We start from the raw sequence: 14,844 nt of genomic DNA on the forward strand, positions 1-14,844 counted from the left end.
TAGCGAGACCGAACTGCTGTCACAAGTCGATGTAGTGGAGATCACGCGAAGATCACGAAATTGAACGCCGCTCACCTTTCATGGGGCCGAACGGCGCTGAACTCCACAGGAAGCGTGCGCAATCCACGCATGATGAGCCCGCCGCGCCAGCGCAAATCGGCAGGTTCCACCGCGAGTCGCAGGTCGGGAAGGCGGCGGAGGAGCGTGGCGAGGGCCGCCTGCGCCTCCAGTCGGGCGAGCGGTGCACCCAGGCAGTAGTGGATGCCGTGGCCGTATCCCAGGTGCTGGTTGTCGCGCCGGGCGAGGTCGAGTGTGTCGGGGTCCGCGAAGCGGTCGGGGTCGCGGTCGGCGGCGGCGAGGACGACGAGTACGGGGTCGCCGGTGGCGATGCGCTGCCCGCCGATGGTGAGGGGCTCGGTGGCGAACCGCCAGGTGGCGAGCTCCACCGGCCCGTCGTAGCGCAGCAGTTCCTCGACTCCGGTCGCGAGGAGCGTCTCGTCGCCCGCGACGAGGGCCTTGTGGAGCCGCTCCCGCTGCTCCGGGTTGCGCAGCAGCGCGTACGTCCCGTTCCCGATCAGATTGACCGTCGTCTCGAACCCGGCGAACAGCAGGATGAACGCCATCGCCGCGGCCTCGCCCTCGGTCAGGTGCTCGCCGTGATCACTGGCCCGGATCAGTCCGGAGATCAGGTCGTCGCCGAGGTCGGCGCGCTTGCGGTGGATCAGCTCGGCGAGATAGCCGCGCATCTTCTTCACCGAGCGGGCCACCCCGCCGCGCGGTCCGCCGCCGTGGCCTCCTCGGGTGCCCGGGGGTCGTCCCCCGGAATGTCGCAGCATCATGCCCGCCCAGTCGCGGAAGTCGTCCTGGTCCTCGGCGGGAACGCCCAGCATGTCGCAGATCGCGTAAATGGGCAGGGGAAAGGCGAACTCATGGATGAGATCGGCTTCGCCCCGCTCCGCGAAGGCGTCGATCAGCCGGTCGGTCAGCTGCTGCACGCGCGGCGCGAACTCCGCGACCCGGCGCGGTGTGAACGCCTTCGATACGAGGCGGCGCAGGCGGGTGTGGTCGGGCGGGTCGATGTTCAGCAGATGCGTCATCAGCTCGGCGCTGCGCTCGCCGGGAATGCCGACCTTTCCCTTGGCGTGGGCCGACTTGGCTGACCTACATGTCATCTCATCGTTATCCGAGCGCTCGCGATGACGTGCAGGGTTCTTCGACAGCCGGGGGTCCGCCAGAGCCTGCCGGGCGTCTCCGTACCGGGTGACGAGCCAGGCGTTCACGCCGCTGGGCAGTGTCGTCCAGTGCACCGGGGAGTGCTCGCGCAGCCAGGCGTACGCGGGGTACGGGTCGGCGGCGAACTCCCAGGTGAAGAGCTCGGGCGGGGTGGGGGCAGTGGAGGCGTCATGCACACTTCGACCGTAACCGGCCGTCTCCAGGGTCGGGACACTCCTCGGCCTTCGCGGTTTTCTCACGGGAACCCTCTGGTCTGTTTTCGGCAGGGGGAGCGGGAGCCACTCGGGCAACACCAATGGGAGCCACGGCGCTCCGTCCGTGGAGGCGATGTACATCTACGCAGGTCCGTGATCGGCAATGAGACGGGAGCCACCCCTGTCGAGTGATGCCAGGCAGCCGCTCCCGGCTACCTGGCCGAGCTCCCTTCGCTGGCGGCGCACGAGTCGTGAGGCTGAGCCGCTCGACGACCTCGTTCACCGACTTGTCCTCGACCGGCTCGGCGGCCTGGGTCTCGTCGTCCTTCATGTCTGGGGGCACCGACGAAATGCGCTGTCAGGCACTACCGTGAGCCATAGAAGATCGTTTCCCGCGCACCCGAAGATCCTTTCCCACCGCCCAGGTGGGAGCGCCGCTCACTGCTGCCGTGCGCTGCCCGGGTGCCGGAACTCTGCCGCTGCGGTCCTGATCACCACCCCGTTTCAGTCGTTGCGGGTGGGGCCCGACGCGGGGCCGCCCGCGCTGTGCTTGTAGACGTCGGGGATGCCGTCGGCGTCCTCGTCGCGGTTCTCCGCCTCCCACAGGCTGCGGTAGATGCCGTTACGGCGTTTGACCAGCAGGGCGGCCAGGCCCGCGGCGAGCAGTGAGCCGAGCAGGACGGCGGCCTTGATGTGACCGACGTCGGCCGGGTCAGGGAAGGCCACCTCGCCGATCAGCAGGGCGATGGTGAACCCGATCCCGGCCAGCACCGCGAGGGCGAAGACGTCGGCCCAAGCCAGGTCCGGGTTGAGCTGGGCCCGGGTGAAACGGGCGGCGAGGTAGGTTCCGGCGAAGATCCCCACCGTCTTGCCGATGACCAGGCCCAGCACCACGCCCAGCGGCTCCGGGCGGGTGAACACCTCGCCCAGCACGGGGGCCGAGACGCTCACCCCGGCAGCGAACAGGGCGAACAGCGGCACGGCGACACCTGCCGAGACCGGCCGCAGAAGGTGCTCGGCTCGCTCCCCGGGCGAGGCATCCTCCCCCGTGTCCTGGTCGCGGGCCGTGCGCAGGATCAGGCCCATCGCCACCCCGGCCACGGTGGCGTGCACCCCGCCGTTGTACATCAGCCCCCAGATGGCCACGCCCAGCGGCACGTACCACCACCAGCCACGCACCCGGAACCGCTGCAGCAGGTAGAACACGACCAGCCCGGCGAACGCTCCTGCGAGGGCGGCCGGGTTCAGATCGCTGGTGAAGAACACCGCGATGACCAGGATCGCGCCCAGATCGTCGACGACCGCCAGGGTCAGCAGGAAGGCCCGCAGAGCGGTGGGCAGGTGGGTACTGAGCACAGCCAGCACGGCCAGGGCGAAGGCAATGTCAGTGGCCATCGGCACCGCCCAGCCCCCAGCACGCCCGCCGCCGACCGTGACCGTCGTCAGATAGATCGCTGCGGGCACCACCATGCCGCACACTGCGGCGACCACTGGCAGGGCCGCCGTGGCCGTGGTACGCAGCCCGCCGGCCACCAACTCCCGCTTGAGCTCGATCCCGGCGACCAGGAAGAAGATGGTGAGCAGCCCGTCGGCAGCCCAGTGCTCCACCGACAGATCCAGCCCGAGCGCGGGCATGCCGAAGTGGAAATCGCGCAGTGCCTCGTAGCTGCCGCTCCAGGGGGTATTCGCCCACACCAGGGCCACCACAGCGGCAGCGAGCAGCACCAGACCGCCGACAGTCTCCGCCCTCAGGGCCCGGGCCACCTGCACGCGCTCCGGCCAGGGCAGCAGCCCCAGGAATACGGAACGCTCACGCGGGGCAGAACACATCGGGAGGAACCTCCGGGGCATCGACACACGGGCACACGGGCCCCTTCGATGCCGACCAGACTTCCCGGCACACCCCGCGCCTCTTGACGCGTTCTTTACACCCTATCCGCAACAGCTCTCGGCGGCCCAGCGCCTGACCCGCACACCGGCACCCCACAGGCCGCCGCTGGGCGTCGATGAACAACGATGGCCCGAGGCCGACAGCACGCACTCAGCCCCTACTGCGCAACGGGGGCATCTGACCGACTCCCATGAGGGCCAGCCCGGAGAACATAAGGGCGGTCACGCCAAAGAAGCGGATCTCCCAGGACAGGGTTGGCGCGATTCGGAAGTAGAACAGACCCTGTATTACGCAGGGCGCGCCCACGAGCAGTGCTCCGAGTCCGTAGACCGAGGACCGAGTGACGCGGTGGCCCGCCCAGGGCAGCGTCCAGCCTGTGCGTATCGACGCCGTCCCCAAGACAATCAGCAGCAAGCCCCCGAGCATGCCAACTCCAACGACCCACTCCATGGGCCCCTCCCACCGTCCCCTGAGCGCCCGCATCCATTCACCCGCGCGTGACCCCACACTGCCGATCATCCAAGCAGGCCGAGACAATTACCAGCTTTCAAAGACAAGCCTCAAGGCCGAAGATGCCCACCACACGCCGGACGATCTCGGCCGGTTGAACCACACCCGGCTACCGTTGCTGGCCGGCTGGGTCACGGTCATGATCGCCACCGCGCCCCGCGTACCGAAGATCGCAGCGAATACCGGCAGCACCAGCACCCCGCCGCCGAACCCGGCAACCGCTGACGGCGCGGCCGCGCCAAAGGCTGCCATGATCACCAACGGCGATCTCCCCAGGGCCATATCGCCGCCGACAGCGCGGCCCCGACGAGAGCGGCCCCCAGGCGAGCGACCACACTGGCGACGACGATGACCGCGGCCAACAAACGCGCGCCGGTCTACCGCCTGCCGGGTCCGGTGGATCTGCTCAACACCTGGCCTCGTCGAGGTCTTCTTTCCGTGGGTACGGTCTCTCCTGACTGCTGCGCGCTGCTCACTGCCTAGGGCGGCTCGCTGCCGCTGATCGTGCAAACAAGGGGAGTGGGTACCGGCATGCCGTCTCACGCGGGTCGGGAAGCGGAAGAGGGGTTCACGTCGGAAGGGGCTGATCAGCTGATGGCGACGGCGTGCCGGACGGCCGGGTTCTCCAGCGATGGGGCGACCTTGATCCGCTTCGGTGAGAACGCGCTGTTCCGGCTAGCGGCACACCCGGTGATCGTTCGCATTGCCAGGTCGTCGGAATATCTGCCATCGGTCCACGGCGAGGTGGAGGTGTCGCGCTGGCTGGCGCGAGAGGGCTTCCCCGCTGCGCGCGTCGTGGACGACGTGGAACAGCCCATGATCGTGGATGGCCATCCGGTGACCTTCTGGCACTTGATCGACGAGGGCGACCGAAAGGCGACTTACGGGGAGTTGGGCGCGATCCTGCGGGACCTGCACGCCCTGGGGCGCCCGGATGGGCTGGACCTGCCGCCGTATGCCGTCTTCGGTCGCGTTGATCTGCGCATTGAGAAGGTTGCCGGAATACCGGAGGACGATCGGGAGTTCCTGCGGAAGCGTGGGCGGGAACTCCGTGATCGGTTCGCTAAACTGCGCTTCGACTCAGCGAAGGGTCCTGTCCATGGTGATGCCCACGTGCAGAACCTCATGGTTGATCGACGTGGTCAAGTGATCCTGATCGACTTCGAGAGCTTCTGTTTTGATCATCCTGAGTGGGACCTGATGGTTACCGCCACCGAACACGACAGTCTGGGGTGGCAGACGCCAGAGCAATACGCGGCATTCGTTGGCGCGTACGGCCGTGATCTGCGGGACTGGCCTGGGTTCGCGACACTGCGAGCGATCCAGGAATTCAAGATGACCACGTGGCTGATGCAGAACATTGCCGAGAGTCCTGAGGTGGCCCAAGAGTACGCCCGACGTATCGCCTCGCTGCGCGATGACGATGCGCCGCGGAACTGGCAGCCGGGCTGATACTGGGCTACTCGTCGTCCAGCTGGGTCATTGCGTCGCGAACCTGCTCGTTGAAATCCCGGACAGCAGGGTTACCCGCGTGCACTGAGACCTCTCGTTGGAAGTCGGCCACGTATCGCTGAAACCGGGCGGACTGGAGTGCGTCGCCTCCTGCGACGGCGAGGCCGGCCGTGGTGACTGCCGCCTCCAGCTCACCGTTCAGAAGCTGGCTCTGCGCAAGAACCATGCGGCAGAAGCCAAGCGTGCGCGCGTACTGTGGATCAGTGAGAGCAACGGCTCGCTCGGCGAACCGCACAGATTCGGAGCCCAACTTCAGATCACGGAGGCAGTGGCAGAACTCGCCGACGAGCTCCGCCTCGTCCATGTAGGACAACCACTCCGGATCGTCCGCTGTCTCTGCCCGCTCGAAATACTTCTCTGCCTCGCTCATCGCGCGGGTCGCGCCTTTGCGGTCTTGGGCGGAAGACAGCGCTCGGGCCTCGTGGGCGGCGAATAGTGCCATGGCCCGTGGAGTCGCGTGGCCCTTGCCGCCCTCGGTTGAGGCGCGAGCCAATCGAGTTGCCCGCGAAATGTCGCCAAGGTAGTTGGCTTGGTGGCTCATGTTGGTCAGAATGCGCGCGCCCATCATCCGGTCGTCTGCGACCTGCGTGAGGCGGAGAGTCGAGAGCAGGTAGCGGTTCGCGAGGGCGTGGTTTCCTGTGTCGTACGCGGTCCAGCCGAGAAGTTGGGAGATCTCTGCCGCAGCTTCGAACAGGGCGCTCCCCACTTTCGCGCTGTAACTGGCTTTCAGCAGTGGCAGAACCTCCTGACGGAAGTAGTGCCGCAGTGCCCTGTGTCCGTGGCCTCCGCCGTACAGGAAGTCGAGACGCATAAACATCTGACTGAAGGTACGGATTGCCGCAACATCCCGCATTCCCACGCGGCGCGGCGCGGAAGTGTCGGCCGGTAGTCCGTCGGGGCGGGAGACGAGCCATGAAAGGACGGAAGAGTCCACTTCCCCCTCAGACAGGAGGAGTTCTGAGGACTGCCCGTTGTCGATGGTGTGCTGTGTCAGACCGTCTAGCACTTCCAGGGCTTCGGGCACCGACGCTGCGTAGCTGGTCCTGACTGCCGGGGCCGCTGGCGCCGCGTAGGGGAATCCGATATCTGCTGGTGTGATCCTTCGCTGCAGCTTCGCGCTCAGCGCTTCGGCTACGAACGATGCTGTCTGTGGCCGGATGCCCCCGCCGTCGAGCCATCGCTGTACGGCCACATGCGTTGTCCGTACGTGGGGCGCGCCACGTCGGGCCGCAACCTCTTGGACGCGCCTCGCTAGTCCCTTGTTCGATGCCCCAGCTTCAGCCATAAGAGCGGCCAGCCGGTGGTTCGGCTCTCTGGTCATGCTCCTTGCCATCCCCGAGATGACTTCAAGTGTTCATCGTGTCACAGGACTTGGCGGGATGGGGGTTCGTGGGTGAACCCCCCTTGGGAATCCGTGAACCCTCCGGTGTACACGCGAACCCCCCTATGAACACTCCCGACTTGCACGCCTGCGCCGTTCACTGGACATCTCACGACGGCGGAGCGCCACTCCGCTGATGGATGAAGGGGACGGCGATGGACGCGCACGAGATGCGAGCGCTACCGAAGCGGTCGGATCACCTTGCCCCCATGGAAGCGGCGATCTTCTCCACTGCTGACCGGTTCCGCGCGATAACGCTGCTCGCGGACTCGTCCGACTCAGCTCGTGTCGCGCGCCGGATGGCAGCGGACATCCTTCGGGACTGGGCTCTGGAGCTTCCCGCTGACGATGTGGCGCTGTGCGTCTCGGAACTGGTCGGCAACGCTGTCCATCACGCCGTACCGGACAACTGGCTTGCGCAGCCTGGCGGTGCGCGTCGCGTGGCAATCGCCTTCCGGGCCTGGCCGAAGTGGCTGTTCGTGGAGGTCGGCGATGAGGATTCCACGCCGCCGACGCTCCCCGTTGGGGAGTTCCTTGATCCCGAACTGTCCGGGGAGCTGCCGGAGGCGTTGCTGGCAGACAGCGGACGTGGGTTGCCCATCGTTCAGAGCCTCGCCGATGCGGTGTGGTGGGCGCCTCGTGAGTCCGGAGGGAAGAGCGTCTTCTGTCGCTTCGACCTGGCCGGGAGGGCGTACGCCTGATCGGTGTCAAGAACTCCGGAGACGTCATAGGCAGCCCCACCCTTTCGCAATGAAGGGGGAGGGAGACGACTCCGGGGGCCGCTGGAGATCAGGAAGACCTCCGAGCGGTGGGCAGCCTCCCGGCTTGCTGGGGTCCCCTGCCACGACCGGGAGGCTGCCCGAGACCTGCGCAGCTTCGAGAGATGGGGCGTACGCGCTGGTCAGAGTTCAACAGATTTGTGTGGGTCGGCGTGACGGCTCGCTGCGGAATTGGGGATTGGGATGGCTCGTGATCGGGACCGTGTCCGTGCGCTGAAGGTGCGGAGCGGAGACAAGGTGAGTGCGCGCGGCGGCTTCCGCGAAGTGAAGGCAGTTCGCTCTGACCGCCGCGGCTCGGGCGGTCCGGCCGTGGTGCTGGTGTTCAAATCAGGTCCTGGACTGCGCGTTCGTGCGACGGACACTGTCGCCGTGGATCGCAGCGTGCGGCGGGGTCGTCGGGGGGCCCGGTGATGGCGGCGAGGTCAGTGATCAGGTTCGCTGACTGGTCGCTGAGTGCGGACCTGTCGGGCAGTGGACCGATCTTCGAGTCGGAGTGCACGACGTGTGGTGAGTCCTCAGGGGCGGCGGATGCGAAGGAGGGCCCGGAGACCTGGTGTCTGCGGCATGCGGGCAGTACGGGGCACACGGGCTTCCGAGGCATCATCACTTCGTTCTTCCGGGCCGAGATGGTGAGCGTCCAGTGAGCGGCGGCGAAAGGCTCTGGGTTGCGGGCCGGTATGGGCTCACCCGTGCGCGGGCCCTGTCGCTACTGGCTGCGCACGGGGTGCGGGTACGGCTGCACGACGTCGCAGTTAGCGCCGAGCAGCTGGCCAAGTACGGCGAGCTACGCGCCCAAGGGGTCCGGCATGAGGAGATCGCGGATCGGTTCGGCGTCAGCCGGGGCGGTCTGTATGAGGCGATCAGGCGGCATCGTGAGGCGCGGTTGAGGCCCTGTCCGCCGTAGAGAGCTGGGCGGGGCCTGCCGCGATTACGCCAGCGGTAGCCCTCGCCCTTCCAACTCCCCGGGATCACGCGACCAGGTGGGTGGAGCACCGCTGGGGGCACTCCGTCTGCCGATGTGTGGCGTGTTAGGGAGCGGCAACGGACCGTCAACCCTTCGTTGCCGAAGCGGTCCGGCTCTCTGGAGACACCCCGAGATGCAGGGGGCCGGACCGCACATGTACGAACCCATGGCGACCGATTCGGGTCAGGGTCGCAGACAAACACATACGAGACCGGACCACCCCCGAGCCTGGCAGCAACCGAGGTGGTCCGGCCGGAGTCCTCGCTGAGAACCCCGGTGCCGAATGGTACCGGGGCAGGCGCCGTTCGCCGACGCGATGTGGCAGAGCCATGCCCCAGATCAGCTACCCACAGGGAAAGGGACTTGAGAGGTGGATGACCCAAGGGACCCGGGTTTCGGGAGTGAAGAGCTGGACCCGGATGCAGTGCTGTGGGTGCGCGGGGTGGATTACGTCGCGGGCTGGCGGGAGGCGAAGGACGCAGCGGCGGAGCTGACTGACGCCCTGACCATGGCGGGCATTGAGGCAACCGGAGTGCAGGCACGTGCGGACGCTTCGGCGGACGGTGACGGGGTGGTCCACCTGCGACTGTCGGCGGCGACGGTGCGCGATGCGGCGGCGCTGGTGAGGGACTTCGCGGCCTGGCGGGAGGCTTGCTGACGTGTGGCGCGGTGCCGTGTGGGGCGCTGTGGGCACGCGCCGGCCGGAGAGACTTTGGGCGGGAGTCTCAAGCTCGGCGCAACCTGCCGGAACCGCCGTCTGCGGGGGCTATCCGGTCCTCTCGCGGTCGGCCTGATCCGTCGCCGTCCGAGGACGTTAATGTCACGTTGTGACGTGGGGTGGTGAATATGGGCACGCGCGGCGTCCCGGGGGTCGTGGGCACGGCCACTGACGGCATCGAGGAACTGCGTAGGGCTTGGTCGAGCCTGCAATACAGCGTCGCTGGCAGGTGGCCGTGACGCTGATATCGACAGCCGAGCGCTGGCTCCGCTCCAACGGCGAACTCGACGGCCTGGAGGCAGCGACTGGCCTACCAATGCGAGACGCACCGCGGCTTCCGAACGAGCCTCGGCCGTATCCCGTCGTTGACTGCTATGTCATGGCACGGGGGAGCGCTAACTCGGATGCCAAGCTGGCATCAGGCATCGCGGACAACCAGGCTCTCACGCAAGTGAACGAAGCTGTCGGCACCCCTAGCGTTCTGTGTGTTGTTTCCCCAAGTGAACGCAGCCCACGTCCGGCCGCGTAGTTAACAGCTCCGCAACAGTGGTTCAGACGCAACGTCAGCCACGGCACCCTGGGCCGGTGACCTTTGATCCCAACGCCCTGATCGGCGTCGCGGGCACGCTCGCCGCCGTCCAGCTGGGCGCACGGATGAACGCCCGCGCCACCGCCCGCGCCGAGGCTAGGGCTGAACGCGACAACCTTGGTGCCCAGTTCGACGCCATGGTGCTCGCCGTAGCCGGACTGCGGGCCGCCGTCGAAGCCGACCGCGCCCTGTGGAGAAACCGCCTGGAAACTGTGCGCGCAGGCACCCTGGCCGCCATGACCGGACTCGGCCCGGCCGCGTTCGCCAAGGGATCGGACTGGCGCCAGATCGCCGCGGCCTTCGGCGGTGCCGGCTGGTTCCTGGCACAAGAACGCAACCAGACGAAGGCCGCAACAGCCAGCCTCACACCAAAACTCGCAGCGGTCGCCGCCGCTGCCGCGCCTCTCATGCGCCACTCCGATGTCGGAGTCAGGGAAGCGACCGACCGCTTGATGTCGGCTGCCTTCAGCTATCACGAGACGAGGAGCGCCGAACAACTCGAAGCGACAACTGCCGACTTTGGGACTGCGGTGCGCGCCGTTCTCTATTCGGACAGTTGGCGCCCGATGCTGCCGTGGCGTCGCAGGCCTCGGTAGACGCCTGCTGGACAAGGCCGGTTAGCCAAACCTCAACTTCTGCTCTGAGTCGCCCTGTTCTGCGACTGAGGGGCCATGCTGGTCGTCATGAAGGCGAAGACGAAGCGGATCGCGCTCCCTGCGGTCCCCGCCCTCGGAATTGTTGGGTACGCCCTGCTCCTATGGCGCGGCCCTTGGTGGATTGACGGCGCCCACCTCCGCACGAAGAACCTTCAGCCAGCCGACGGTGTCGTTATCACGGGCTTCCGCACTATGCTCGTCGCTCTTGGCGCCGGAGCCGTCGCTGCCCTTGGCCTGCACTACACGCACCGCAGCCACAAGCAGACCGAGAAGCTGTTTGAGCACACCCGCGAGAGGGACCGCGAACAGGCCGAACTGACGCGTGAAGGTCAAGTGAATGAGCGCTATGTTGAAGCAGTCAAGCTCCTATCGTCCAACAATGTCACTCAGCGGATCGGTGGTATTTATTCTTTGGAGCGCATCATGCGCGACTCAGAGAAAGACCACTCCACCGTCGTTGAGGTGTTGGCCGCTTTTATAAGGCAAATGGCGAGCCCAGAGGCCAGCGAACCTACTCGTGATGAGCCGCCCGCAGACATACAGGCCGCCCTAACTGTATTGGGGCGTCGTCCTGGCCTCGGCCGAGATGAACCCCGGATTGACCTTCGCGGAGCTGATTTGCGGGGGGCTGATCTGTCTTACGCTCGATTGAATGGCGCGCTGTTGTCTGAATGCTGGCTAGACGAAGCAATCGCCTTTGTTGCAGACCTTCGTGACACTGTTCTCATTGGCGCGTCGATGAGGGGAACGCTAGTAGTGGAGGGCAAGCTCAGCGCAGCTAACCTTGAAAGAGCAAACCTCCACGGAGCAACTCTCAATACTGCGTGCGAAGGCATCAGACTTCACGATGCTGACTTGCGCGATACCACTCTAATCAATGCCAGCGGACTGACGGCACGGCAAGTCGTGCAGGCCAAACTCTACTCTTCAACAGTCCTCCCACCCGATCTAAGAATGATCCAGGAAGTACAGAAGCGCATCGAGGAATGTGAGGCCAGTGAAGAAGGGGCACAACGTTAGCGCGGCAGGGGGTGCCTCACAATCGGGGCGTGAGGGCTGCCCGCAAGGCGTACCCTGATGCACGCATTGCCTGATGAGCCCCGGCCGCAGGCTCGTTGCCGTTATTGCCATCGGCGTCTTGGTGCGTGACCACCTCTTTAGGAGTTCGATCGCCCTCCGGGGCGGCCTCCTGAAACGGGGCTCGGCAGTCACCCGTCGATCCGGCTGCGGCCGTTTCAGTCCGCCATTGTTCGCGGCCGTTGATGTCAGCTGGTGATGTCAGTCTGAGGGCCTATGCGCTGATGGGCGACTCTTGTGCGTGCTGGCGTGCTTGGGCCCGCATCTCTTTGAGACGGCCGTGGAACGCTTTGTGGCGGTTCTTGCCGAGATTCAGTGGTAGGTCGAGTTGAGAGATGAGCTCGGACTCCATGATCCACGGTTCGCTTTGCTCGATCCAGCACACTCGGGCGTTCTCCGCCATCCACTGACTGAGGGCGGCTTCCCCAGCTTTGCCGAAGGTCATGTGCAACGCGGCTGGCTCGACGCTGCGACTCAGACAGCTTCGGACGGCGGGGCTCTGCTGCCTGCTGCATCGATGACCGGCGCAGGGCTCGAGTCACCCTTGGTACCCGGGCATGAGACTCCACTGCGCGCAGGAGGGCGTATCGCCCCCGATGGAGTACCAACAATTGCCACCTTGAGCGGGCGCAGCCAGACTCGGCTTATGTTCCAAGCAAATGCGGTCCGTGTGTTCATTGCATCGCCCGGCGATGTACTGCTGGCACGTAAAGCCGTTAGGGAGGCCATTCATCACTGGAACGCAGTTCACTCCATGCGTCGGCGAGTCGTCATGCTCCCAGTGGGGTGGGAAACCGATGCAGGTCCCGATACGCGCGCCGACACACAGGACGTGATCGATACACAGTTGCTCAACGACTGTGACGTTCTTGTCGGGCTGTTCCACACGCGGATCGGAAGGCCAACCAAGGACACAATCTCGGGAACAGTTCACGAGATCGACAAATTTCGGGGCGTCGGAAAGAGGGCAGCGATCTATTTCTGCAGCAAGAACGTTCCGCAAGCGCAACTAAATAGCGCCCGACTCGTGGCGAAACTCCGCTCGCAATTGCAGAACAAGGACAGGGTGCTGACGGGGTCCTTTTCTACGCCAGGATCACTTAAGCCGAGTTTGGATCTACTCCTTAATCAAGTGGCGGACGAGCACCAGCCTTAGCTCCGCCACCGCATAGCCGAGAGGTACCCGCCGGTTGGTGCTCCGTCGCCCCTCACAGCCCAGAGACGGGGTTGTCCTCCCACTTGTCGCCCCTTCGAAGTGCCGCGAGAGCGATGTGAAGTTGTCGGTGCATCCACCCTGGCCCGCGGTGCGGATGATGCTGCGCCTGGCCCTGAATATGGCAGTGGCGAACCCTCGGCGGAGTGAGTGACCACGCCAGTGCTCCTCAAGGCCGGTCGCGTCCGCCAGGCGCTCGACGAGGTCAGAAGCCGCGCCACACCCAGATCGATTCAAGACTTCGCGACTTCGCGCCCTCTGCCAGGCTTCTGTCAGTCCTGCTTGCAGCCTCATCTTGCCCAGAAACACCCAATGACATCATGGGTTACCGATTGGCCGAATTTGCACGCTTGTCCGATCTCGGGGATCGTCCTCAGACTTCCTGAATGGTGTACCGATGCCGTGCGCAGACAGACGATGGGACGTTATGCAAGAACCGTGTGACCGGCCCCGACGTGCGGTGTCATCACCACAGGGGCAGGCCGGCCGGACGCGTTCCCGCGCCACGTAAGCAACCTGCGAAGCGTGCTCAAGTCCCACTGCGAGCACCTCGGCCAGCACCTCCACCCAGGGCCGCGTTACGGCCTCAACAACGTCCTCAACTTCCGTCGGAGGCCACTTGGGAGCGCCGGAGAGCAGAAGGGGCCGCAAAGCTATGCGTGGACGTCATAGAACGCGGTGGCACTGCCGTCATTCCTGAGCGCGCGGCCGCCTATGTCTCGGATGAGACGTGGAAGAGGCTGGTGAGGCGGCACCGCAAGAGGGGCTGTGACGATCTCGCTCAGCTGGCACGTAACATCCTCAAGGGCAAAGATCAGCTGCATGAGGCCGTTGGCCGCGCGGCCGGTGGTCTCTTCGGGCTGTTGGGACGCCCCAAGATCGAGCGGATCTTTGCACAGGAGCTGGCTCGGAGGATCCCGCTGCCTGTCGATGCAAAGCTCTCAGCGGCCGCACGGGGTTTGCAGATCGCGGGCATCTACGTCTGCATAGTCAGCGGCAGGGACCTGGCCGACTGCGCCTGCCTGCGAGACGTCCTTAAAGTCGAGGGTAAAGATCGGCTAGAGCGATTGATACATGGCGCGTTGGAGGACTGGCAGTCGCTGCCGCGGCGTATGCGAGATTATGCTGCCGGGTGATGAGAGTTTTCGTGCCGCGTAGGAACGCCGACGCTGGCTCCTAGCTTGGGCGCTTAGGGGCCGATTGCTCGCCTGAACTGTGGCGGAGCGGACTCGGACTGTAGCTGGCTTCTGCCTTGGCCTCCCGGTGTTCCCCATGGTTGCCCGTCCGATCTGGCACGAATCTGGTACGCCCGTCGTTGGTTGTTGCTCCAGGAGTCGTGAAGCCGTCTCGGGTGCTAATGGATCAGTTTCTCTTCGACTTCTTTCTCTCCCAGAGGAGAGATGTGGACCATTCCTTTTGAGCGGTCATATTCGATCAGCCTTGATCGATGAAGGCGATCAAGTACCCGTCGATAGTTCCCTAGCTTGTCCTGCTCCAGATTTTTGGCGAGATCTGCTTCCGATTGCGCACCGAGTTCGGAATAAAGGAGGAGCAGGGTCGCGTTCGCGAGGGTCATCGACGGAGCAAGAATCCGACTAACATCCCCAATTTTCCAGACGGCCGGAACGGTGCGATCTGTTAGATTCTTTACCACTTCGCTGGCTGTCGCAGTGTCCGTCTTGTGGAAGATGCGGACGAGTTCAGCCATCACCCATTGAGCTGTATGGAGAACAAAAGTCGCATCCATGTGGTTGGCGTTCACCTCGCCGCCAACGTGACCCACCCCTCGACGATTGCGCACGTCGTATAGGGGGACTAGGACGCGAGGAATGGTAAGGCGTGCGGACTCAGAATACGTTGTGGGTGCGTTTGAAAGTTTCTCGCACGAGTCCTTGAAACGTGAAGGCTTTTTAGCGTTGACCGGGAAGTTATCTCCATCCAGGTGGCCAGCAAGGATGGAGTAAACAATCTCGCAGAATCTACCACCGTTTAGCTCGGACGCCTCCCATCGCCCTTCTCTGTAGTTTCTGGTGATCTTGTCGAACTCTTCGATTAGCTCGGCCCGAAGAGAGGAAGGGAGGTTTCCCAGAGCGCTAGCTGAATCGATCTTCACGGGAGCGACTCAGC

At 65.0% G+C, this 14,844-nt stretch carries 14 protein-coding genes; 8 read left to right on the top strand and 6 right to left on the bottom strand.

From position 1 onward, the window contains the following. Positions 1-71: 71 nt before the first annotated feature. From ACTWQC_RS03565 to ACTWQC_RS03575, 3 genes are all read right to left on the bottom strand, one after another. Entirely contained in the window at positions 72-1,409 is a 1,338-nt protein-coding gene (locus ACTWQC_RS03565) for a cytochrome P450 family protein (RefSeq protein WP_443314015.1), read from the bottom strand. A gap of 522 nt (positions 1,410-1,931) precedes the next feature. Further along, entirely contained in the window at positions 1,932-3,257 is a 1,326-nt protein-coding gene (gene nhaA / locus ACTWQC_RS03570) for a Na+/H+ antiporter NhaA (protein ID WP_443314016.1), read from the bottom strand. 598 nt (positions 3,258-3,855) lie between these two features. After that, on the bottom strand, positions 3,856-4,089 hold the full coding sequence (locus ACTWQC_RS03575) for a hypothetical protein (protein ID WP_443314017.1): 234 nt from the start codon (positions 4,087-4,089) through the stop codon (positions 3,856-3,858). A gap of 270 nt (positions 4,090-4,359) precedes the next feature. On the opposite strand from ACTWQC_RS03575, the gene ACTWQC_RS03580 reads away from it, so the two are divergent. Further along, positions 4,360-5,280, top strand: a complete 921-nt coding sequence (locus ACTWQC_RS03580; protein WP_443314018.1) for a phosphotransferase enzyme family protein — start codon at positions 4,360-4,362, stop codon at positions 5,278-5,280. Between the two features lie 7 nt (positions 5,281-5,287). Here the strand turns inward: ACTWQC_RS03580 and ACTWQC_RS03585 are convergent, their stop codons facing one another. Then, on the bottom strand, positions 5,288-6,364 hold the full coding sequence (locus ACTWQC_RS03585) for a sporulation protein (RefSeq protein ID WP_443314019.1): 1,077 nt from the start codon (positions 6,362-6,364) through the stop codon (positions 5,288-5,290). Positions 6,365-6,876: 512 nt separating this feature from the next. On the opposite strand from ACTWQC_RS03585, the gene ACTWQC_RS03590 reads away from it, so the two are divergent. From ACTWQC_RS03590 to ACTWQC_RS03610, 5 genes are all read left to right on the top strand, one after another. Next, positions 6,877-7,422, top strand: coding sequence for an ATP-binding protein (locus ACTWQC_RS03590; RefSeq protein WP_443314020.1), 546 nt, complete (start codon positions 6,877-6,879; stop codon positions 7,420-7,422). Between the two features lie 488 nt (positions 7,423-7,910). Then, on the top strand, positions 7,911-8,144 hold the full coding sequence (locus ACTWQC_RS03595) for a DUF7848 domain-containing protein (protein ID WP_443314021.1): 234 nt from the start codon (positions 7,911-7,913) through the stop codon (positions 8,142-8,144). Between the two features lie 690 nt (positions 8,145-8,834). Next, complete coding sequence (locus tag ACTWQC_RS03600) at positions 8,835-9,122, top strand: hypothetical protein (protein ID WP_443314022.1); 288 nt, start codon at positions 8,835-8,837, stop codon at positions 9,120-9,122. A 645-nt stretch (positions 9,123-9,767) separates the two neighbouring features. Then, positions 9,768-10,367, top strand: coding sequence for a hypothetical protein (locus ACTWQC_RS03605; protein ID WP_443314023.1), 600 nt, complete (start codon positions 9,768-9,770; stop codon positions 10,365-10,367). Between the two features lie 87 nt (positions 10,368-10,454). Continuing rightward, a complete protein-coding gene (locus ACTWQC_RS03610) occupies positions 10,455-11,447 on the top strand; it encodes a pentapeptide repeat-containing protein (protein WP_443314024.1) in 993 nt (330 codons plus the stop codon). A 271-nt stretch (positions 11,448-11,718) separates the two neighbouring features. On the opposite strand, the gene ACTWQC_RS03615 is transcribed toward ACTWQC_RS03610, so the two are convergent. After that, a complete protein-coding gene (locus ACTWQC_RS03615; protein WP_443314025.1) occupies positions 11,719-11,955 on the bottom strand; it encodes a GIY-YIG nuclease family protein in 237 nt (78 codons plus the stop codon). 195 nt (positions 11,956-12,150) lie between these two features. Here ACTWQC_RS03615 and ACTWQC_RS03620 point away from each other — a divergent pair, with 195 nt between their 5' ends. Together ACTWQC_RS03620 and ACTWQC_RS03625 are read left to right on the top strand one after the other, a co-directional pair. Continuing rightward, a complete protein-coding gene (locus ACTWQC_RS03620) occupies positions 12,151-12,660 on the top strand; it encodes a DUF4062 domain-containing protein (protein ID WP_443314026.1) in 510 nt (169 codons plus the stop codon). Between the two features lie 716 nt (positions 12,661-13,376). Then, positions 13,377-13,853, top strand: coding sequence for a hypothetical protein (locus ACTWQC_RS03625; protein WP_443314027.1), 477 nt, complete (start codon positions 13,377-13,379; stop codon positions 13,851-13,853). Between the two features lie 218 nt (positions 13,854-14,071). Here ACTWQC_RS03625 and ACTWQC_RS03630 read toward each other — a convergent pair whose 3' ends face one another. Next, positions 14,072-14,830 carry a hypothetical protein gene (locus tag ACTWQC_RS03630; protein ID WP_443314028.1) on the bottom strand — a complete coding sequence of 253 codons (759 nt, stop codon included), beginning with the start codon at positions 14,828-14,830 and terminating at the stop codon, positions 14,072-14,074. Between the last annotated feature and the right edge of the window lie 14 nt (positions 14,831-14,844).

Source organism: Streptomyces sp. 8N616 (assembly GCF_052246385.1).
Lineage (GTDB): Bacteria > Actinomycetota > Actinomycetes > Streptomycetales > Streptomycetaceae > Streptomyces.